The organism is Shewanella spartinae (assembly GCF_019457555.1).
Classification (GTDB): Bacteria; Pseudomonadota; Gammaproteobacteria; order Enterobacterales; family Shewanellaceae; genus Shewanella; species Shewanella loihica.
Window position 1 is genome coordinate 743,819 of the sequence record NZ_CP080418.1, and the last position, 21,779, is coordinate 765,597.

Sequence of the window (21,779 nt, forward strand, 5' to 3'; positions counted from 1 at the left end):
ATTGTCATAATGACAATCTCACATAAGTGTAGAAATGACACTGAATGTCAAAAGGACAGTGTGTGTTTTGTCTGTGTCGATTTGATACTTGTTGGGTTATGGGGAGATGTGCGGCAAATAAAAAAGCCAGCCTAAATGGCTGGCTTTACCGAGCGACTAACCCTTTCGCAGTCGGGTTAACGATAGAGCGACGGGTCATCCTTATTGGGACGGGTCTTGAAGCGTCTGTGCAGCCACATGTATTGGGCTGGGCTGCGTTCGATGATCGTTTCTATGATGCGGTTACCCCGCTTCGCATCTTCCAGCTCGTTTTCGCCGGGGAAGTCTTTTAGCGGCGCTTGTATCTCTATGGTGTAACCCTTGTCATCTTCGTTTCGCACCACAATGAAGGGCAGCACCTTGGCCTTGCCGAGTTTGGCTAGGGTGGTGGCTCCCGTGATAGTCGCGGCCTCAGGCACGGCGAAGAAGGGGATAAAGACGGCGCTGGAACGGCCGAAATCTTGATCCGCCGTATACCAGATCACATCGGGATTGCGCAGGCTGCGCACCATCTGTCTGAGATCCCGCTTGGGCACCAGCCCCTTGTTGGAGCGCAGACGTCCCTTAACCTGAAGGTATTCCATCAGCGGATTGTTGTGGGGGCGGTAGACGCCTATGCCCGGCTGAAACTGGCCAAAGATGCGAGCGCCCATCTCCAGAGGTAGACAGTGTACGGCGAAGAGGATCACGCCCTGTCCGGCGGCCAGGGTCTGCTCAACATGCTCGCGGCCTTTAATGGTCATGTGGCGCTGAATGCGCTCGTCACTCCACCACCAGGCGTTGGCGATGTCGAAGATCGCCTTGCCCGTCTCTTCGAAGTTGCGGGTCAAGAGTTGCTGCTGCTCGGCCTGGCTCATCTCGGGGAAACAGAGTGCTATATTGCGCTTGGCGGTATTGACGCGACTGCCGGCTATCGCCATGGCCAGGCGGCCTATGCCTTGTCCCAATTTCATCTGGGCCCGCAGGGGCAGCAGCTGGGTCAGACGCATAAAGCCGACACCTAACCAGATGAGCCAATACTTGGGATGGAAAAATTGAGCGGAGAATTGAGCGTTTTCGACCACGGTTGACCCTATGGGGTTTACAAAAATTACTGCTTATTCTAACTCAATTTGTTGGGAAAATTAGGTATAATCAGGGATTAATTTTCGCAAAAAGATAAGTGCCATATGAAGATTTCTCTGCCAGCTTTCGAAAAAGCAAACGTTCTGGTCGTCGGTGATGTGATGTTAGACAGATACTGGAGCGGTCCTACGGGGCGCATTTCGCCCGAGGCGCCTGTGCCCGTGGTACGAGTGAATCAAATTGAAGACAGACCCGGCGGGGCGGCCAACGTGGCCTTGAATATCGCCACCCTGGGCGGTCAGGTGAGCCTGGCGGGCATAGTGGGTGAAGATGAAACCGCCGCGGCCCTGACCCAGGGCATAGAGGCGCTTGGCGTCGTGCCTAAGTGGCACACAGTTGCTGAGCTTCCCACTATCACCAAGCTCAGGGTGATGTCGCGTAATCAGCAGCTGATTCGCCTCGATTTCGAGGAGGCCTATCCGGCCGAGCAGAGCCTGGCCCTGTTGGCGAGCGCCGAGAAAGAGCTGGATAAGGTGGCCGTGGTAGTGCTGTCCGATTACGCCAAGGGCGCCATCGACAAGCCCGAGGCCTTTATCGCCAAGGCCAAGGCTAAGGGAGTCATGGTGCTGGTGGATCCTAAGGGTAGCGACTTCTCCCGTTATCGCGGCGCGACCTTGCTGACGCCTAACATGAGCGAGTTCGAACAGGTGGTCGGTAAGGTTGCCGACGAGGCGGATCTGGTGGCTAAAGCCAAGGAGCTACTCAAAGAGTTCGACTTCGAGGCCCTGCTGGTGACGCGCTCCGAGAAGGGGATGACGCTGATCACCGCCGATGCCCCCGAGCTGCATATTCCAACCGTTGCCCACGAGGTCTATGACGTGACCGGCGCCGGTGACACAGTGATCTCGGCCCTGGCCACCTCGCTGGCGGTAGGTTGTGAGCTGCCAGTGGCCTGCGCCCTGGCCAACACGGCCGCGGGCATAGTGGTTGGCAAGCTGGGCACCTCGACCGTGAGCCGTATTGAGCTAATTGCGGCGCTTAATCTGAGCCATGGCGAGAGCGGCTATGGGGTGGTGAGCGAAGATCAACTGGCCTATGCCCTGGAGCAGGCCAAGCTGAAGGGTGAGCGCGTCGTGATGACTAACGGCTGTTTCGACATTCTCCATGCCGGCCATGTGAGTTATCTGCAGCAGGCGAGGGCGCTGGGTGACAGGCTTATCGTGGCGGTTAACGATGATGACTCGGTGAAGCGCCTCAAGGGCGATGGCCGTCCGGTCAACAAGCTGGAGCGTCGTATGGCCGTGCTGGCGGGGCTGGCCTCGGTCGACTGGGTGGTGCCATTTAGCGAAGACACGCCGCAGCGCATCATCTCCAGACTGCTACCCAACAAGCTGGTGAAGGGCGGCGACTATAGTGTCGAGGATATCGCCGGTGGCAAAGAGGTGATCGCGGCTGGTGGCAGCGTCGAGGTGCTGGGCTTTGAAGATGGCGTCTCTACCACGGCCATCATAGAAAACATCATGGCCAAGCAGTGATCCCAGAGACGTTACTGATCGCCAGTGCCTGGTTCTGGGCGCCTATGCCCCAAGGCCAGGCCCTGGTGTGTCAAACGTCTCACGTTCAAGAGTGCCTCGCGCAGTTACCGAGTAATGCAAGGGCACAATTACCCCTCAATCCTCAGACGCTTTTGAGCCAGATGGGTCGGCGCGGCGCCATGGTCAGGCCGCTGACCGATCCCTATGTGACCGGTCTTGTGCTGCTGCATGATGAGCGGATCCCCAAGGCATATTCGGCGCTGTGGAATGGCCAGGTCTATGCCCTGCCGATAGAACAGGCCTATCAGATGACCCTGGCCCATGAGCTGGGGCACCTGGCGGTGAGCCGCTCGAACTCCACCTACCTAAAATCCGACAAGCTAACCTCCTATCAACACGAGTGGCTGGCGGACTTCTATCTGCTCTGGTCCCTGGCTAGAGCGGGCAAAGCCGAGACCCTGGCCTGGCAGCAGTATCACAGGCGTAACCTAGAGGTGTTTGAGAGCGTGGCGGCCATCTCTCACTGGTCGACGCCCATGCTCGCACAGCTTCTGGACAGGTACAGCTGGCAGGCGCTTGGGGCATTTGAAAATTTCGATTCGCTTATCGATGCCATCTACCCAGATCTGGTTCAGTATGATCAAGAGACACTCGATGAGTTTGCCAGCCTGCTGCACTGGCTGTTCGGCGCCGCAAATCAGGCTAAGTTACCCCAGTATATGTTTTGGCGGAGATCTGAGATGGGGGCGTTTATCCGCCCGACCCTGAAGCAGTTGATGGGTGAGCAGGCCGCCGAGAACTGGATGACGGAGCAGGCGATGCAGGGGGAGTAGTCGCTTGGTTTTAGCAATCGTTTGCGAGTCAGATAGAAAATAAAAAGGAGCCAGAGGCTCCTTTTTTTGCTTATTGCTTTCGAGGTGGACGGCGTTCGCGCAGGACGACATCTGGATGAAAGTCGATATCACCTTCGTCGTCAATGGTAGCGAGTTGATCTTCCTGTTTGGCGATAGCGGTACTCGTTGTTGGGGTTTGCCTCACAAAGAGCAGCTGATAACCAAGTTTCGCTAAGGTGTAGAAGGCGAATCGCTGCGCCGTCGTCAACCTGTCCCAATGTTCGTTAGCGTGAGCCTGAGAAACGCGCCTATCCTCGAAAGATAGCAGTCCATTATTTAGCACTTGAGTTTGCATTTTCAAAGCCTCTTTAGGAAACGCTAACATTGTTACATGATGATTATATAATCAGATGTTAATCCAATATGCAAGCGATTCACTCGGCCAAAGCGCGGCCTCTCAGGCTAAGTATAGCCGAAATGTTTAGATAACTTTCCACCAAAAAGCAAGGCTGTGGCGGGTAAAAAATAAACTGCAAACTAATCAATAAGATTTATCTAATTTTATTTTCAACAGGCAATAAAAAAGGCCGTTAAACGGCCTTTTTTCGATTTTGTGCGCTTAGTCCGCTTCTTTGAGGGACTGGGTCAGATCGACAATCGCCTTCTTGCCGTCGCCAAACAACATCAGGGCGTTGTCCTTGGCAAACAGCGGATTAGGCAGGCCGGCGAAACCCGGGCTCAGTGAGCGCTTGACGACCACCACGGTACGGGCCTTGTCGACGTTGAGAATAGGCATGCCGTAAATAGGGCTGCCCTTGTCTTCACGCGCCATAGGGTTGGTCACGTCGTTGGCACCGATAACGATGGCCACGTCTGTCTGCTCGAACTGGGGGTTGATCTCATCCATCTCGATCAGCTGCTCATAGGGCACCTCAGCCTCGGCCAGCAACACGTTCATGTGGCCAGGCATACGACCGGCAACCGGGTGGATGGCGTACAGCACCTGGGCGCCGCGCGCCTCCAGTACCGAGGCCAACTCACGCACCGCATGTTGCGCCTGAGCCATCGCCAGACCATAACCTGGAACGATCACCACGCGCTCTGCGGTTTCCAGTAACATGGCCACCTCTTCCGGCGAGGAGGAGGTCACCTTACCCGCATAGACCTCGTCGGCATCTACCGTCTCGCCGCCTTCGGCCATGACGCCAAAGAGCACGTTAAACAGTGAGCGGTTCATCGCCTTACACATGATCTGAGTCAGGATGATGCCCGAGGCGCCAACCAGAGAACCCGAGACGATCAGTACTGTGTTGCCTGTGATAAAACCTGTGGTCGCCGCCGCAATCCCCGAGTAGGAGTTCAGCAGAGCGATAACCACTGGCATGTCGGCGCCGCCGATAGGTACCACCAGGAAGAGACCCAGTAATAGCGATACGGCGACTAAGGCGTAGATGAAGGTTGGATTGCTCGGCGTGGTGACCACGGCAACCGTCAGCACCAGGGCGGCGATCAACAGGCTAGCATTGATAAACTTGTTGCCCGGTACCCGGATTGGGTTACCCGAGATCAGCTCCTGCAGCTTAGCAAACGCCACGAAGGAGCCCGACAGTGTAACAGAGCCGATGAGCACGGTCAGACCGATAGAGATCAGCGCCACCACATGGGTCGCCGAATCGTGATCCAGGAAGCTTGCCAGGGCGATAAACAACGAGGCGCCGCCACCGAAACCGTTAAGCAGGGCCACCATCTGCGGCATGGCGGTCACCTGGATCTTGGTGGCCATCACGGCGCCTATGGCACCCCCCAGCAAGATACCTGCGATGATCCACTCATAGCTTAAGATGCTCTTATCCAGCAGAGTCACCACCACGGCGATAAACATACCCAGGGCCGACAACTGGTTACCACGCACAGCGGTACGCGGCTTGGTCAGCCCCTTGATCCCTAAAATAAACAGACTCGCAGCCACAAGGTAGGCGAGATAGATAATCGTCATACTCATGTTGGCTTATTTCCTCTTAAACATGGCAAGCATACGGTTGGTGACCATGTAGCCACCCACAACGTTGATGGTGGCTAGTACCACGGCGATAAAGCCCAGCACATTGACCCAGACTCCCGCACCTGAACCGGCGGCGAGCAGGGCGCCGACCAGGGAGATCCCCGAGATGGCGTTTGAGCCCGACATCAGCGGGGTGTGCAGGGTCGGCGGCACCTTAGTGATCAGCTCAACCCCAAGGAATACTGCCACCACGAACAGGGTCAGTAGTAATAAAATTTCCATTATTGAGCCTCCTCTGTTGCCGCCAGTGGCGGCAGTGATAACAGATCACGTAATCTGGCGTTAGCCACCTCACCCTGATGGGCCACGACTGTGTCGCGGACAATCTCGTCGTCGAAATCCAGGTTTAACTGGCCTTCATTGTCGACGAGCAGTTTGAGCAGGTTCTCTATGTTGGTGCCATACATCTGGCTGGCGTGGGTCGCGGCGCTGCCCGGCACATTTGATGGCCCGAGTATGGTAACGCCGTTGTGGACAACGGTCTGGTCCAGCTCCGTCAGCTCGCAGTTACCACCGGTTTCGGCGGCAAGGTCGACGATAACCGTGCCAGGTTTCATGGCATCCACCATCTCCTTGGTGATCAGTACGGGCGCCTTGCGGCCTGGGATAGCGGCCGTGGTGATGACGATATCCTGCTGGGCCAGCACATTGGCCATCGCCTGTTGCTGACGCTTGAGGAAGTCATCGCTCTGCTCGGCGGCGTAGCCACCCTTGGTTTCAGTGTTCTCGGTTTCCAGATCTAGCTCAACCGGTTTGGCACCTACAGAGAGGATCTGCTCCCGGGCGGCCGGGCGAATATCATAGGCTTCTACCACGGCGCCCAGGCGCTTGGCGGTGGCACAGGCCTGTAGACCGGCGACGCCGACGCCCATGATGAAGGCGCGGGCGGGTTTGAGCGTACCGGCGGCCGTCATCATCATAGGGAACATGCGCGGCGCCTCATGGGCGGCCAGCAGCACGGCCTTGTATCCGGCTATGGTGGCCATGGAGGAGAGGATATCCATGCTCTGGGCGCGGGTGATCCGCGGTACCAGCTCAAGTGCCAAGGCGCTGGTACCTGTTTCGGCCAGGGCGGCGGCATTTTCCGGTTGCGCCAGGGGATCCATCATGCCGATAAACAGCTGCTGGGGCTTCGCCTTGGCCTTGATCTCCTCGAACTGCTCACCCTTAAGGTTGACCAGGGTGATGATATCGGCGCCGAGTACCTCGTCTCTGTTGGCAATAACGGCTCCTGCTTCCTGATAGGCTTGATCGCTAAAGCCCGCAGCGAGACCCGCTCCGCTCTCCACGAGAATTTGGAGGTTTTTTTTGATTAACCGAGTCACATTGGCCGGGATCAACGCAACGCGTTTTTCGTCGGCATGGCTCTCTTTAGGTAGACCTAGTTTCACTGAGAAACCTCTTAGTTGGGGACAGACGTCGTTTGAATTGTTGGCTCGCTATTGTGGCGAGTCTGGACTTAGACACAAGCGCGAATTTTTCATAATCAGCGCTGGTGCACTGGTCGGAGCAAAAAGTTTGCGCCAGTCCACAAAATTTCATTTCAAATTCTGTGGTTAAGGGCACAGCTTAAGCAAATATCGCTCACCACTCTCACTTTTGTAGCTCAAATTATGACCTTTGCATATTCCAAAAATGAATTAAAAATTAGATTTTATTCTTTTTTGCTTTTCTCTTAAGCCACTAAGCTAGGCTAATTACACTGTTATAGGGCCGTCTTCCATGCTGTTAAAAGAGCTTTCATCACTGGCTTCTCCCCTGTCTGCGACGCAGGTGGATAAGCTTAAGCAACTCACCTCTGAACTCAACGCCGTGCAACTCGCCTGGGTAGGCGGTTACCTGTCGGCCACGGCCGAACTGAGCGGCGTGGCCGGCGAGGTGCAGCAAGCGCCCCAGCAGACTATCACCATTCTCTACGGCAGCCAGACAGGTAACGGCCGCGGTATCGCCACCGAGCTGGCAGAGAAGGCGCAGGCCCAGGGCTATAGCGTCAATCTGGTCTCTATGGCCGACTACAAGACGCGCCAGCTCAAGCAGGAGACACTGCTGCTTGCCGTGGTGAGCACCCATGGTGAGGGCGAGGCGCCGGACGACGCCATCGAGCTGCACAAGTTCCTGGCCTCTAAGCGCGCCCCTCAGCTAGACAGCCTTAACTACGCCGTGCTGGCGCTGGGAGACTCCAGCTATGAGTTCTTCTGCCAGACGGGTAAAGATTTCGATGCGCGCCTGAGCGCACTGGGCGCCAAGGCGATCGTGCCGCTCACTGAGTGTGATGTGGACTACGAGAGCGCGGCCAGTCAGTGGCAAGAAGCCGTGTTGGGCGCGGTAAAGCCATTGGTGGGCACCGGCGCCAGCGTGGTCTCCATCGGCAGCGCAAGCAGCACAGTCAGCAGCTCGGCCTTCAGCAAGCAGAAGCCTTACAGCGCCGAACTACTGGTGAGTCAGAAGCTCACCGGCCGTGATTCGGACCGCGACGTACGCCATGTGGAGATAGACCTAGGCGAGTCGGGCCTGAGCTATCAGGTGGGTGATGCCTTGGGCGTCTGGTTCAGTAACAGCGACGCCCTGGTGGCAGAGATCATCCAAGGCCTGTCTCTGGATGGTGAGGCTGAGGTGACTCTGGGTGACGCTACCCTGAAGTTGGCCCAGGCACTTAAAGAGAAGCGCGAGCTGACCCAGCTCTATCCTGGCCTGGTGCAAAACTGGGCGCAGCTGAGCGGCAACGAAGAGTTGCAGGCGATCAGCGAAGACAGAGAGCAGACCCGCCAGTTTATTCTCAAGCATCAGCTTGCCGACCTGGTGGCCAAGTATCCTGTGGATATCGGTGCCTTCCAGCTGGTGGAGCTGCTGCGTCCAATCACTCCAAGACTCTACTCTATCGCCTCGAGCCAGTCTGAGGTGGAGAGCGAGGTACACCTGACCGTGGCCCTGGTGGCTGATGAGCGCGACTCGGGCACCCGCTTTGGCGGCGCGTCTCACTTCCTGGCAAGCGCCAAGGAAGGCGCCGAGGTCAAGGTCTATGTGGAGCCGAACAACCACTTCCGTCTGCCGGAAAACCCAGACACGCCTGTGGTCATGATTGGCCCTGGTACGGGTGTAGCGCCGTTTCGTGCCTTCATGCAGGAGCGTGCGGCCCAAGGCGCGCAGGGCGACAGCTGGCTCTTCTTCGGTAATCCGCACTTCGAGCAGGATTTCCTCTATCAGACCGAGTGGCAGCAGTATCTTAAAGATGGCGTACTGACCCGCTTAGATTCCGCCTTCTCGCGGGACCAAGCCCATAAGATCTATGTGCAGCACCGCATCCTGGAGCAGGGCGAGACCTTGTGGCAGTGGATCAAGCGCGGCGCGCATCTCTATATCTGCGGCGACGCCGAGCGCATGGCCAAAGATGTGCATCAGGCGCTGATCGAGGTGATCAAACAGCATGGTGGCAAGAGTGAAGAGCAGGCCGAGGCCCTGCTCGAGAGCCTGCGCAGCGACAAGCGTTACCAGAAAGACGTTTATTAATTGAGACAGGCGCCAGTCGCCGACAGATTAACTTGCATGGGCAGAGCCGGTGCAAAAGAGACAATAGGGCAGCAGCCATGAGCGACCAGAAATTATCAGTAAACGAGTACCTAAAGACCGACAGTAACTACCTGCGCGGCACTATCGAAGAGGGGTTAGACACCTCGCTGACCGGTGCCTTCAACGACGCGGATCAGCAGCTGATCAAGTTCCACGGTTTCTACCAGCAGGACGATCGCGATCTGCGCAACGAGCGTAAGGAGCAGAAGCTTGAGCCTCTCTACAGCTTCATGCTGCGCGCCCGTGTGGCCGGTGGTGTCTGTACGCCCAAACAATGGCTGGGGGTGGATAAGATAGCCTCGACCCTGACTAGCTCCAACAGCATTCGTCTGACGACCCGCCAGACCTTTCAGTACCACGGTATCCCTAAGCGGAACCTCAAGACGCTGATCCAGGATCTGGACAGAGAGGCGCTGGATTCTATCGCCGCCTGTGGCGACGTGAACCGTAACGTCATGTGTAACCCTAATCCGGTAGAGTCCAAGCTGCATCAGCAGGCCTACTACTGGGCCAAGAAGCTGTCGGACAACTATCTGCCACGCACCAAGGCCTACGCCGAGATCTGGCTGGGTGACGACAAGGTGGCGGTGAGCGAGAGCGAAGAGGTGGAGCCTGTCTATGGCAAGACCTATCTGCCCCGTAAGTTCAAGATGGCCGTGGCCGTGCCGCCGGATAACGATGTGGATGTCTACACCAACGACCTTGGCTTCATCGCCGTGGCCGAAGACGGCGAGCTGGTAGGCTTTAACATGGTGGCCGGTGGCGGCATGGGCTCGACCCATGGCGAGGTCGCGACCTTCCCACGTTTGGGGGATGATTTTGGTTTCATCAAGGCCGAAGACTGCCTGAAGTTTGCCGAGGCCGTGCTCAAGGTACAGCGAGACTGGGGGAACCGCTCAGATCGTAAGCAGTCGCGCCTCAAGTACACCATAGTCAAGCATGGTTTTGAGGCCTTCAAGGCAGAAGTGGAGCAGCGCGCCGGGGTAAAATTTGAGCCTAAGCGTGAGGTGGTGATCGGCGATCGCGGCGATCGTTACGGCTGGATCAAGGGCGTGGATAACCACTGGCACCTGACCCTGTTTATCGAGGGTGGCCGTATAAAAGATCTGCCGGGACAACCGCTGCAGACCGGCCTGCGTGAAATAGCTCTGGTACACAAGGGTGATTTTCGCATGACAGCCAACCAGAACATCATCATCGCCGGTGTGGCCGAAGAAGATAAGGCGCAGATCGAGGCTCTTGCCCGCAGTCATGGCCTGATGGGCAAGCTGATCAGCCCGACCCGTGGCCACTCTATCGCCTGTGTGGCGCTGCCGACCTGTGCCCTGGCGATGGCAGAGGCAGAGCGTTACTTCCCGGACTTCATGACCAAGGTGGAGGCACTGCAGGAGAAGCATGGCTTCCTGGAGCAACCGATAGTGATCCGCATGACGGGCTGCCCTAACGGCTGTGCCCGTCCATTTGCCGCCGAGATTGGTCTGGTGGGTAAGGCGCCTGGACGCTACAACCTCTATCTGGGGGCGAGTTTCGAGGGTACGCGCCTCAATAAACTCTATCGTGAGAACATTCAGGAAGCCGAGATTCTGGCGGCCCTAGACGAACTGTTTGCCCGCTACGTCAAAGAGCGTGAAGCAGGCGAAACCTTTGGTAACTTCACCGTGCGTGTCGGCGTGGTGAAGGCGGTTATCGATGCCGCTAAGGATTTCCATGGATAATTCAGTGATCTCTGCCCAAGCGCTGCAAGCATTGCTTAGCGCGCCCAAGGCTGAGCAAGATGCAGAGCTGGCTCGAGTCAACGCCTTCCTGGCGGGGCTCACGCCCGCCGAGCGGGTGATCTGGGGCCTGGCTTACCTGCCGGGCACCCATGCGCTGTCATCGAGCTTCGGTATTCAGGGGGCCGTAATGCTGCATCTGGTCACCCAGGTACAGCAGGATATCCCGGTGATCCTCACGGACACTGGCTATCTGTTTCCCGAGACCTATCAGTTTATCGATGAGCTGACCGAGCGACTCAAGCTCAATCTTAAGGTGTACCGCGCGCCCATGACCAGCGCCTGGCAGGAGGCCCGTTTCGGTCGCCTGTGGGAGCAGGGGCTGGATGGCCTGGAGCAATACAATCGCCTCAACAAGGTGACTCCTATGCAGACGGCGCTCAAGGAGCTGGAAGTAGGCACCTGGTTTGCGGGCCTGCGCCGGAGCCAGTCCAGCACCCGTGAGGATCTGCCGATTCTGGCGATCCACGGCGATCGCTATAAACTGCTGCCGATCCTGGAGTGGAGCAACAAGGATGTGCATGAGTATCTCACCAAGCATGACCTGCCATACCACCCGCTTTGGGAGCAGGGCTATGTGTCGGTTGGCGATACCCATTCCAGCCGCCCACTGGAGCTGGGGATGACCGAAGAGGAGACCCGCTTCAACGGCCTCAAGCGTGAGTGCGGTCTGCACTATGAGATCTAACGCTGCGGAGTAAATCTCACTGCACTAGCAGTATGATTAATTAGTACTTTTTTCTGATTTGTGCACTTTTTTTACACAGGGTTATGCACAGATCAGAAATTTGAACTATAGTGGTAAGTTCCCGTAGATGGTTTTGGATTGTTGTCTGTATCGGATCCCACTTGGATCCAGTCGCTTTCTCTTCCTCTTTGATGCGACAGGCAGAGCCGCCGACAAGATCGAAACCCAACTCGCTTGGCGAGAGCTAGATGTTTGATTGGTCTGCTGGCGCATGCTAATTAATAGCCATAGGCCCTGGATAGTCCGCTGCGGCTATCCAGGGATATCCCCGCTAATCTTATTTCCCTTTTTATTCATCTATATAGTAATATCGACCCCATTCTTTTCTTATACCAATCAAAGTAAGTCATTGATGGGTATTACGTGCTTGCCAGCTTGGGATAGGCCCGACTGCCGCGCGAATTAACAGGGAGTTTAGTGAATGAAGAAGGCATTAGTGGCGGCGGCGATCCTTGCCATAGGCGCGGGGGGCTACTGGGCGATGCAACAGGCGCCTAAGTCGGTGGATAATCAGGTATTGGCCTATGTACCTGCCGATACACCGCTATTTTCCGCACAGTTTGAGCCTTTTCCCATAAAGGACTATATCGATGCGCTTCCAGAGGCGCAGAAGCAATATCCCGTAGAGATGAAGACCCTGCTGTCTGAGGATGATGATCCCAGAGCCCAGTTTATCTTCAGGGTGTTGGAGCGTTACTTCGACGCCTCTAAAGATGGCCAGCAGCTGATCGATACCTTCGGCCTGCCCGAGAAGATCACCAGTTATTTCTATACCTTAGGCGTATTGCCCGTGATCAAGCTGGATATCGCCAATCCAGATCATCTTTGGGCGGTGCTGGATAAGGCCGAGGCTGAAAGCGGCCTGACGCACACGGCGAAGCAGCTTGGCGAGGTTAAGTACCGTGCCTATCGTCTTACCGACGAGGGCGAGAACGAACGCGTTGATCTGGTGTTTGCCATCGACAAGGGCATGCTGACCTTGACGCTGGAAACCAGCTTCCTCGAGCCTGAACTGCTTGAAACCGCACTGGGGCTAAAGCCGGTTCAAGACTCGCTGGCCAAGGCTGGTACGGTCGATGAGATCATCAAGAAACACGGCTTTAAAAAGGACAGCGTCAGCTATATCAATCATCAGGAGTTAGTGAAGGCGATCACCACCCTGGATGCTAACCAGATGGCGCGTCAGCTGACCAAGATCTTCAAGTTGATTCATGATGATCCCTTCGTTGAGCTGCGCTCTCAGGCCTGTCAAAGCGAGCTGGCCGGCATCGCCGCAAACTGGCCACGCACAGTGATCGGTTATACAGATTTTGAGGTGAAGAACAAGCGGGCCAAGATAGGCTTTAGCACTGTTATCGAGAGCAATAACCAGGTGATCCTCGGCGCCCTGAGTCAGATGCGCGGCTTTATTCCGGCCCATACCAAGCGCATAGACGCTGGGGTGTTCTCCATGGCCCTTGGTTTGGATGTGAATCAGTTTGTGCCTAGCATCTCTAAGATTTGGGATGATCTGCTTACCCCAAGCTATCAGTGTGAGCCGTTGGCGCAGCTACAGGGTGAGATGGAAGGGCAGAGCCCGGCCATGCTGGGTATGTTTACCGGTATGGCCAACGGCGTGAAAGGGGTCTCCTTCTCGCTGCTGGATTACGCCCTAGAGCAAGACACCCAACAGATCTCGCTCAAGGATCTCGACGCCATAACAACCCTGACGGCGGACGACCCGGCGACTCTGTTTAACATGGTGAAGCCGTTTGCCCCCGAGCTGGCCAATGTCAATCTGCCTAGCGACGGTAGCACGGTCGATCTTGGCGCAGCGCTGCAATTGCCGCCATCCCTCGGGGTGCGGGCGCAGATGGCGCTTAAGGGTCAACACCTGACCATCTACACGGGCGAAAAGAGCCAGGCGATCGCCGACAAGCTTGTCGCTGAGAAGCCAACGGCGAATGGTCTGTTTTCTATGACGGCCGATTACGCCAAGCTGTTCACCCCAGCCATGAACCTGATGGCAATGAGCGGCGAGCCTATTCCTGAGGAGCTGGAGGCGCTGAAAGATTATCGCACCCAGCTGAAGGTCGGGATGGATATCAATGCCAAGGGCATAGTCATCGACAGCCTGGTGGAGACCCGCAACGACTAAGGTTTATTCATCGTTGCAAATCAGTCATTGCACATAAGTCATTGCACATAAGTCATAGCAAATAAAAAGCCCCGAGGCCTGAGCGCACGGGGCTTTTTTATTGCTACCTTTTTACTTATTCGGTCTTGGCGATGCCTAAAGCAGCCAGGTTGGCGGCGATATCTTCGGCGGCCGTCTTAGGATGAATATCTTCATCGATTTTCAATATGGTGCCGTCCTCGCCTATGTAGAAGGTGACTCGGCTGGCGACGCGCACCAGGTTGAGCACGTCATAGGCCTTGGCAGTCTCCTTGTTGGGGTCGCTGAGCATAGGGAAATCGGCCTTCTGCTCCTTGGCAAACTTCTGGTTGTCTTCGAGATCATCGACGCTGGCCATCATGTACACGGCCTTGTACTGACGGATAAGATCGCCTTTCTCCACCAGAGATTTGCACTCTAGCGTACAGCCTCGGGTGTTGGCCATGGGGTACCAGGCCAGTACCAGGGTCTGTTTGCCCAGGTAATCGCTGAGCTGATAATAGTGGCCGTCGGTGGCCTGTAGGCGGAAATCTGGCGCCTTATCGCCCACCTTGAGATCGGTGGCGTTGGCCTGTGCGGCGAGCAGTAGGCTCAGGCCGAGCAGGAGTCTGGTGACTAACTTATTCATGTGGGGTCCTTTTTTAGTGAGTTGGCTGTGTTAGTTGTAGGCTTGGTTATATTAGCTGCTTGTATCAATTACTTGTATTAGTTACTTGTATTCGTTGAAGCTGGCGCCTGGCTGTCTGTATCCGGCGCAAACAGGGCGATCAGGTTTTCCCAGTAGACGGCATCATCCAGTGGCTGATCAATATCCGGCTGGGTCGGCACGCCGGACAGCGCCTTGCCCGTGGCGTCATATACCTGGGTGGCGTTGAAACTTATCTTAAAGCCACTGTTTGGCAGGGTGAGCTGCTGCTGTCTGCCATATTCCCCCCGCGTCGCCTCACCCACCACTAAGGTGTCTGGCCAGGTCTTGGCGAAGTGGGCTACCCACTGGCACTGCTGACGACAATCTGGGCCGATCAGCAACATCAACTTACCCCGTTTAGGACGGGGAAGATACGACCAGGGTAAGCTGGCCAGGTGCCAAAACTTGGCCTGCCAGGGGCTAAAACCGGGTTCCTCTTCGGGCAGGTGTGGGCGTAGTAGTTCCAGCTGTAACTGCTCCGCCTGACTCAGGCTAGCGGGCGGCAGGAAGCCTAGGGGCTTGAGGTAGTCGCTGCGCAGATTGGGCCCCTTCTTGTAGCGTGCCACCGCCTGCAGGGAGTCTGGCCAGCCCGCCAGTAGCGGCGGTCTGATGTCCGGGCTGAATGTCTGGGCCAGCATTTTGAGGAGTTCATCGCCCGCGCCATGAGCCTGGCGCAGATCCAATATGGTGACAGGGCTGGTCAGCGAGCGCTTGAGACGTTGCCCTTGGGGGCTGCCTGGATTGAAGCTCGACAGGTCATGGAGGCTAAACACCCCTTGCAGGTCGACACTGACCTGCTCATTGTCATTGCTACTGAGCGCCTGAGGTGGCTGGCTGGTCAGCGCCAGGCTAACTTGGTGGCCGTTGCCCTGCTCATCGCTCAGGGTGAGGCGACAGCGCTCGCTGGGCGCCAGGCCTATCTCGCGCCTGAGCATGGCGATCATCCCAAGATAGCTTGCCTGTTCGCTTACCATGTTGGCCAGGCTGGGGGGCAGAAAGGCTTGGGTGGCTGCTACCCAGAGGGCGATGGGCAGGCCATCGATATGGGTGATAAAGGGCGCCTCACTGTCCAGCGGGCGATTGTCCTGGGTCAGCGCCAGCCACTTATCGTCTAACTTGCGCAGCTTGATCGGCAGGTAGGCCTGGGTGGTGACACCCTCGAGCCGGGCGCTGGGATCGTCTATGGCCGTCAGTATCTTAAGCAGTTGCTGGGCAAACAGCTGACGTTCACCGCCCAGGGGCAGCTGGCCCCGGGCCTTGTTGATCTCAGTCTCCAGGCTCACTAAGCGCTGGGGTGAAGCGGCTGCGCTGGCGGAGTATTGGCTGAGATGCTGTTGCAGATAGTTAAGATCCGACTGCATCTCCCGGGTCGAGAGCTGCGGCTTGGGCGGCTCCTCGCGCAGGGCGATCACCGTCAGCTGAATACAGCTCAGTAGCATGATGAGGCCGAAGCCATTGATGATGCTCTGGTGTCCGAATTTCATTCTGCTTCCTAATACGAGCGGCGAGCATAGCGCGCCGCCTATGGTTAGAGAATGTCGTTGATCGCGAAGCCGATGCCGATCCGCTGGGTATGGGCGTTGTAGTCGATAAGACTCTCGCCATAGCCATTAAAATATTGCGTATAGAGACGCAGATTGCCAATGATGGGATAGCTCCAGGTAAACTCCACCGCGCCGCGGTTAGGGCTCTCTAGGTTGTTGCGCAGCATCAGCGAGAATCTGTGTTTGTCTACACCATAGACCCCCATGAGCTCGAAGTTGCCCATGTAATCCAGGATATCCGGGTTATCGTCTCCCTTGGGTGAATCGGGTGTCTCTTTCTCATCTTCGGGAATCCGCCACCACACCTTGGCGGCGAGGGCGAAGGGGCCGCTATCGAACACCATGGTGCCATAGATGCGGTTCCAGCTGCGGGAGAGGGAGCCTGAATTGCCGTTGGACTGATGCACGGCGCCGACGCCCCAGAAGGAGTTGGTCAGCGGACCTATCTGCCAGTCGTTGTTGAACAGCATGAAGATCTCTGGCTCATGGTTGGTTTCGCGGAACGGCGAGGAGATATCCTTGTTATACACCTGCCAGTAAGACTGGTTGGTGTAGGCGAAAAACAGATGACCGTTGTCGCCGAACACGTTGTACATCAAGGGAAACTTAAAGCTAATCTGAAACTTGGCTTCCAGGTTGTCGATTTCCGAGTTGTTCTTGGACAGTTTCTCATCAAAGGGATCCCTATTGGGTGAGCTGTTATAGGTCACGGGCAAGATGTAGTTGACCTTGTGCGGCGTGATCACGAAGGGCCTCTCCGAGGTGGCCAGCTCATCTTCGACGCGCTGGTCTAGCAGCGAGCTATCCTCTGTGGTTTTCTTCTCTTCTGTGGGCTCGGCGCCCTGGCAGGTTGCAGGCAGTGAACATAGGGTGATTAGGGGAAGCCATTTAAGGTATTGGGTGGTTTGCATCCTTGTTTCCTCTCGTGTCGCAAGCTTAGCGCGTCGTCTCCAATCTAGGCTATGTTGTAACATTTGAGCCCGCCGCGCGCACCTATTTTAATTCTGTCTACTTGATTTATTTCATGAAAATTTCGTCAAACGCCACTAATAACTAAAAAGAATAAAACCTAATAAACTTCTATTTTTTATGGAATAAGAATGACGCTATATTAACCTCATCACTATTGTACGAGATGCGGATATGGAACTATTTACTCTACCCGGGCAGCAGGCACAGGGCAAAGTCTGGCTTTTGGGCGCCGGTCCTGGCGACATTGAGCTATTAACGCTCAAGGCCTACCGCATCCTGAAGAAGGCCGATGTGGTCTTGTTCGACGCCCTGGTGAGCGACGAGATCCTGGCTTTAGTGCCGAAAGAGGCGGAGCTGATCGCCGTGGGCAAGCGCGCCGGTAAACACAGCGCTGCCCAGGAGGAGATCAACCAGCTGTTGGTGACCAAGGCTTATACCCGCAAGAATGTGGTGCGTCTCAAGGGGGGCGATCCCTTCATCTTCGGCCGTGGTGGCGAAGAGCTGGAGACCCTGGTAGAGGCGGGGGTTGAGTTCGAAGTGGTGCCAGGCATCACGGCGGCCAGCGGCACCGCTGCCTACGCAGGTATTCCCCTGACCCACAGGGACCATGCCCAGGGAGTCACCTTTATTACGGGTCACTGCAAGTTGGAGAGTCGTCCCATGGACTGGCAGTCCTATGCCAACAGCGCCAATACGCTAGTGGTCTATATGGGGATCCTCAACGCCGCCAGCATTCAACATGGACTTATCTCGGCTGGGCGCTCGCCCAAGACGCCGGTGGCTATCGTCTCTAAGGCGACTACGGCGGCGCAGCAGCGCTTTATTGGTACCCTAGGTGAACTGGCGGAACTGGCGGCGGATCCGGCACTGGAGATGCCGGCGCTGATTATCATAGGTGAGGTGGTTGGCCTGGCCGATAGCCTGCACTGGTTCAACCCTGAGACCAGCCCTAAGACCCTGGATGCTGCTGTGAAGCAGTCGTTGGGCCAATAATCTACTTTTCAGTAATCTACGTTTCAGTAATCTGCTTTTTAGTAGTCTACTTTAAAGTCTTTCTTGAAAAGTGCCTGCAGCGCGCGGGCATACTCTTCATCTGCCTTGGGGCGCACCAGCTGTGCCAACTCGTCGCCGGTCGGCGTCAGTCGATAATAGCTAAACACTAAGTGTCCGTGCTTGGGTGTCAGCGTCATACGCTTGCCCGACAGGGTAAAGCTGATGGGGTTCTTGGCGTTGAGCTGCCCCGTCTCAAACTCGCTCCTGTGCAGCAGGCCTGCATCTACCAGGGTGAGCACAGAGGAGTAGGGCAGACCAAACTGCGACAGGGCGATCTGGGTGGTATCCGTCTTGCGAAACAGCTGGCCTATGCCGCCGGCGTGGCGAAAGCCGATCACTAACTTGAGCTTAGATTCGTTGTTGAAGGTGACCGCCATTCCCAGGGCCTTCTCGAACATCTGCGCCTCTTTGTGGGTCAGCTGCTTCAGGGTCGCCAGACTCCTGAGACTAAAGCTGCCTGGGCTGGTGATCTCGTTGGCCAGGATCCGGCCCCACAGGGCCTGCATGTTGCGGTTGTGGATCTGCTCCGCCAGCTGAAAGAACTGGTGGATCCAGTCGGGGTCGAGATCCGCCCCGGTCACATCCGACGGCGTGTGGGAGAGGGCGATGGCGTAGATGTTTTCCAGGTTAGCCTGATACTGGCTGGCGAGCTTGCGCAGACGATGGTCCGATCGCTCTGCCACAGAGGCCTGAGAGGGACGGTAATCCTCGTCGCTTCCCAGACCGATCAGGCGGCCAAGCAGCAGGGCCTTGCGGCGGGCAGATACATCGGGTTGATTGGACCCTGAGTTGGATAGCTTAACGATCTCGGCCATAATCTTTTCTTGTGAATAATCTTATCTTGTAAATAGTCTTATCTAGTGAGTGACACTATCGTCCGATTCTATCTGAATTTCGCCCTAGGCCCTAGCCCCAACCCCTAGCTTCAAGCGTTGGCCGGCCAGTTGACATGCTTGTCCTGGGCCGGATGGCGCGGAATGTTGAAGGCCAGCACCAGTGAGCAGAGGGCGAAGCCTGCCCCGATAAAGAACACCCACTTGTTGGAGTAGAGCCAGAGCATCCCCAGCAGCGCCGGGATCACCACGGCCGCGATATGATTGATGGTGAAGCTGACCGACATGGTGGCGGCGATATCCTTGGGCTCGGCGATCTTCTGGAAATAGGTCTTGATGGCGATGGCCATGGCAAACAGCAGATGATCCAGCACATAGAGCACGGCCGCCATCTCCGCCTGCTGGACGAAGGCGTAGCTGGTGAAGATCACTATCAGGCCCACATACTCTATCATCAGGGCGTTACGCTCGCCGATGCGGCCGATAAAGCGGCCAATGGCGGGGGCGAACAGCAGGTTGACCACATAGTTGATCAGAAACAGCGCGGTGATCTGGCTGACGCTATAGCCAAACTTCTCCACCATCATGAAGCCGGCAAACACCATGAAGATCTGTCGCCGCGCGCCGGAGAAGAAGGTCAGCAGGTAGTAGAGCCAGTAGCGTCGTCTGAGGATCACCTTCTTGTGCTGCACCTCGCCCTGGGGAAACTGCGGGAAATAGAGGGTCAGGGCGATCACCATCAGCAAGCCCAGGCCCCCTATGATGGCGTACATCCACTGATAATCCAGCTGCAGATAGGTCATCACTACCCAGATGCTACCATAGCCTGTGAGGGCCGCCGCCGAGCGCCAGGCCAGCGCCTTGCCCATGAAGCCTGCGGTGTCGGCCTTGTCGACCCACTGCAGGGTGAGGGACTGATTGATGGTCTCGTAGTAATGAAAGCCCACCGACATGAGTATGGTGGTCAGGTAGAGGCCCAGCACCTGAGGGAAGAAGCCTGTGATGCCGACCCCTATGGTCAGCAGGGCGAGAGAGACCAGGGCGAAGGTCTGTTCCCTGAGCAGCAGCAAAATGAAGATGGCGGTAAAGGCCAGAAATCCGGGTACCTCGCGCAGACTCTGTAATATGCCTATCTCGGCGCCGGTAAAGCTGGCCCGCTCGATGACGAAGTTATTCAGCAGCACCTGCCACACAGAAAACACCAAGGACATCACGAAGGTCATCAGCAGTAAGAGGGTTTGGGGGTTCTTCTTTAACATTCCATTGGCTTCCAGTCTTTCCCGGGGCGATCAGTCTACCCCATAGCTTGGGCGGCACAAACTGGTTTCAATCATTACGCCCTAGCATGCTTTGTCATCAATTTGTTATTAACAAATGTAAATTGTAATGCAAATTATTCTCATTTGAAATATTGTGCCCGCAATTTAATGGGGGATGCTGTTTATTCAGCATGGAGAGAAGATGACACTGAAATTAACCACCTTAGGGATGGCTATCGCCGGCTTGCTGGCGGGCAATGCCTATGCCGACACTCAACTAAATAACACAACCAATACCGCCACCAATACCGCGACCTTAGCCGAGTCGATCGCCAGGCAGGAGCAGGCGCTTATCCAGCTGAAACAGGAGCTGGCCCAGCTTAAGGCGCAGCAGGCCGACAAACAGGTAGAGAAACAGGCCGAGCAACAGATTGATCGGCAGGCGTTGACCAAGGTGGTACAGGAGCAAGTTGCCCTGGAGGCCGCTAACAGCCCCTGGAACCGGTTCAAGTTTGAATCCTACGGCAGCATGAATTACACCAGCGACGAGTATTTCGATAACGTGCAGGACACCTCGCCCGAGCGTCGCGGCCGTCTTGATCTGGAGCGGATCGTCACCGAATTTGGCTACCAATTCAACGACGAGTGGGACATGGAGGTGGAGATCGAATATGAACATGGCGGCACGGGCAGTGCCCTGGAATATGACGGTTTCGACGAGTTCGGCGAGTTCGAGTCGGAGGTCGAAGCCGGCGGCGAGGTGATGATCGAGAAGGCCCAGCTCAGATATCGCCCGAGTAAAGCCTTCGGCGTCAAGTTCGGTAACATACATCTGCCTGTGGGGCTTTCCAGCGTGCTGCATAAGCCAAACCAATACTTGACCGTACTGCGTCACCGCAGCGAGGCGGCCATGTTACCCGCCGTGTGGAACGAGACGGGTATCGGCTTCTTCGGCGACCTGGGGGATTTCCATTATCAGGCTCAAGTCGTTAGCGGCCTCAACTCTGAGTATTTCCGCACCTACGACTGGATAGCATCGGGCCATCAGAAGCGCTTCGAGCACATCAACGCCGACGAGCTGGCCTATGTGCTGCGTCTCGATTACGGCAGCTTCAAACAGCCAGGGCTGGCCCTAGGCGCCGCCTACTACTATGGCAATACCAGCGGTAATCGCCACAAGAGCAACAAGCTGGCCGGTGACGGCAGCGTGAGCCTGCTGGCACTGTCTGGTGCCTATGTGGACGGCCCTTGGATACTGCGCGGGCAGTATTTGCAGGGCACCCTGGATGATGCCGATGCGATCACTCAGGCCAACAAGACCACCCCGGGCCTCAAGCCAGGTAACTTCGCCCAGCTGGGCAGCAAGGCAGAATCCTTCTTCGTCGAGGCGGGGTTGGATCTCAACCACTTCTTCTCTGTGCCGCTGACTGTGTTTGCCAACCTGGATTATGCCAACCCGCTGAGCGAGGTGGAAACCGGTACGGCCACCAAGCGTTATGAGAACACCTGGACCAGCGTCGGCATCAACTACTCGCCGATCCCCGAGATAGTGATCAAGGCCGAAGGTGGCCTGCATCAGGTGGCGGTTGCAGCCATCCCGGATACCCATTTCTTTGCCCTGGGCGTGGGATATCAATTCTCGCTCTAACGGCCG

At 56.4% G+C, this 21,779-nt stretch carries 18 protein-coding genes; 8 read left to right on the forward strand and 10 right to left on the reverse strand.

All coding sequences use genetic code 11. The annotated features are described in order from the left end of the window. Positions 1-176: 176 nt before the first annotated feature. On the reverse strand, positions 177-1,103 hold the full coding sequence (locus K0I31_RS03350) for an LpxL/LpxP family Kdo(2)-lipid IV(A) lauroyl/palmitoleoyl acyltransferase (protein ID WP_220079893.1): 927 nt from the start codon (positions 1,101-1,103) through the stop codon (positions 177-179). A 105-nt stretch (positions 1,104-1,208) separates the two neighbouring features. Between K0I31_RS03350 and hldE the strand changes: the two genes are divergently transcribed. Together hldE and K0I31_RS03360 are read left to right on the forward strand one after the other, a co-directional pair. Next, positions 1,209-2,639, forward strand: coding sequence for a bifunctional D-glycero-beta-D-manno-heptose-7-phosphate kinase/D-glycero-beta-D-manno-heptose 1-phosphate adenylyltransferase HldE (hldE, locus tag K0I31_RS03355; RefSeq protein ID WP_220079894.1), 1,431 nt, complete (start codon positions 1,209-1,211; stop codon positions 2,637-2,639). Continuing rightward, the gene (locus K0I31_RS03360) at positions 2,636-3,472 is read left to right on the forward strand and encodes a hypothetical protein (RefSeq protein ID WP_220079895.1); all 837 of its coding nucleotides are present in this window, start codon (positions 2,636-2,638) and stop codon (positions 3,470-3,472) included. Before hldE ends, K0I31_RS03360 begins: the two co-directional genes overlap by 4 nt. Before the next feature lie 70 nt (positions 3,473-3,542). Here the strand turns inward: K0I31_RS03360 and K0I31_RS03365 are convergent, their stop codons facing one another. From K0I31_RS03365 to K0I31_RS03380, 4 genes are all read right to left on the reverse strand, one after another. After that, positions 3,543-3,827 (reverse strand): hypothetical protein, encoded by a 285-nt coding sequence (locus tag K0I31_RS03365; RefSeq protein ID WP_049766562.1) that lies wholly within the window; start codon positions 3,825-3,827, stop codon positions 3,543-3,545. 264 nt (positions 3,828-4,091) lie between these two features. Next, a complete protein-coding gene (locus K0I31_RS03370; RefSeq protein WP_220079896.1) occupies positions 4,092-5,474 on the reverse strand; it encodes an NAD(P)(+) transhydrogenase (Re/Si-specific) subunit beta in 1,383 nt (460 codons plus the stop codon). A 6-nt stretch (positions 5,475-5,480) separates the two neighbouring features. Next, positions 5,481-5,756: an NAD(P) transhydrogenase subunit alpha part 2 gene (locus K0I31_RS03375; protein ID WP_220073088.1), complete on the reverse strand. Its 276-nt coding sequence runs from the start codon at positions 5,754-5,756 to the stop codon at positions 5,481-5,483. After that, entirely contained in the window at positions 5,756-6,925 is a 1,170-nt protein-coding gene (locus K0I31_RS03380; protein ID WP_220079897.1) for a Re/Si-specific NAD(P)(+) transhydrogenase subunit alpha, read from the reverse strand. Before K0I31_RS03380 ends, K0I31_RS03375 begins: the two co-directional genes overlap by 1 nt. A gap of 331 nt (positions 6,926-7,256) precedes the next feature. On the opposite strand from K0I31_RS03380, the gene K0I31_RS03385 reads away from it, so the two are divergent. The 4 genes from K0I31_RS03385 (at position 7,257) to K0I31_RS03400 (ending at position 13,758) form a co-directional block, all read left to right on the forward strand. Continuing rightward, positions 7,257-9,041, forward strand: a complete 1,785-nt coding sequence (locus K0I31_RS03385) for an assimilatory sulfite reductase (NADPH) flavoprotein subunit (RefSeq protein WP_220079898.1) — start codon at positions 7,257-7,259, stop codon at positions 9,039-9,041. 77 nt (positions 9,042-9,118) lie between these two features. Then, positions 9,119-10,816 (forward strand): assimilatory sulfite reductase (NADPH) hemoprotein subunit, encoded by a 1,698-nt coding sequence (gene cysI, locus K0I31_RS03390; protein WP_220073091.1) that lies wholly within the window; start codon positions 9,119-9,121, stop codon positions 10,814-10,816. Beyond that, positions 10,809-11,561, forward strand: coding sequence for a phosphoadenylyl-sulfate reductase (locus K0I31_RS03395; RefSeq protein WP_258406164.1), 753 nt, complete (start codon positions 10,809-10,811; stop codon positions 11,559-11,561). The genes cysI and K0I31_RS03395 overlap by 8 nt, the downstream gene beginning before the upstream one ends. Before the next feature lie 481 nt (positions 11,562-12,042). Next, entirely contained in the window at positions 12,043-13,758 is a 1,716-nt protein-coding gene (locus K0I31_RS03400) for a hypothetical protein (RefSeq protein ID WP_220079899.1), read from the forward strand. Positions 13,759-13,873: 115 nt separating this feature from the next. Here the strand turns inward: K0I31_RS03400 and K0I31_RS03405 are convergent, their stop codons facing one another. The 3 genes from K0I31_RS03405 to K0I31_RS03415 form a co-directional block, all read right to left on the reverse strand. Then, positions 13,874-14,404, reverse strand: coding sequence for a peroxiredoxin (locus K0I31_RS03405; RefSeq protein WP_220079900.1), 531 nt, complete (start codon positions 14,402-14,404; stop codon positions 13,874-13,876). A gap of 77 nt (positions 14,405-14,481) precedes the next feature. Beyond that, positions 14,482-15,948: a S41 family peptidase gene (locus tag K0I31_RS03410; RefSeq protein WP_220079901.1), complete on the reverse strand. Its 1,467-nt coding sequence runs from the start codon at positions 15,946-15,948 to the stop codon at positions 14,482-14,484. Positions 15,949-15,992: 44 nt separating this feature from the next. Further along, complete coding sequence (locus K0I31_RS03415) at positions 15,993-16,919, reverse strand: phospholipase A (RefSeq protein WP_220079902.1); 927 nt, start codon at positions 16,917-16,919, stop codon at positions 15,993-15,995. 232 nt (positions 16,920-17,151) lie between these two features. On the opposite strand from K0I31_RS03415, the gene cobA reads away from it, so the two are divergent. Further along, complete coding sequence (gene cobA / locus K0I31_RS03420; protein WP_220079903.1) at positions 17,152-17,973, forward strand: uroporphyrinogen-III C-methyltransferase; 822 nt, start codon at positions 17,152-17,154, stop codon at positions 17,971-17,973. A 38-nt stretch (positions 17,974-18,011) separates the two neighbouring features. On the opposite strand, the gene K0I31_RS03425 is transcribed toward cobA, so the two are convergent. Then, positions 18,012-18,848, reverse strand: a complete 837-nt coding sequence (locus tag K0I31_RS03425) for a TIGR03899 family protein (RefSeq protein ID WP_011864479.1) — start codon at positions 18,846-18,848, stop codon at positions 18,012-18,014. 110 nt (positions 18,849-18,958) lie between these two features. Continuing rightward, positions 18,959-20,125: an MFS transporter gene (locus tag K0I31_RS03430; protein WP_220044251.1), complete on the reverse strand. Its 1,167-nt coding sequence runs from the start codon at positions 20,123-20,125 to the stop codon at positions 18,959-18,961. Positions 20,126-20,327: 202 nt separating this feature from the next. On the opposite strand from K0I31_RS03430, the gene K0I31_RS03435 reads away from it, so the two are divergent. Then, positions 20,328-21,773: a hypothetical protein gene (locus tag K0I31_RS03435; protein ID WP_220079904.1), complete on the forward strand. Its 1,446-nt coding sequence runs from the start codon at positions 20,328-20,330 to the stop codon at positions 21,771-21,773. Positions 21,774-21,779: the final 6 nt, after the last annotated feature.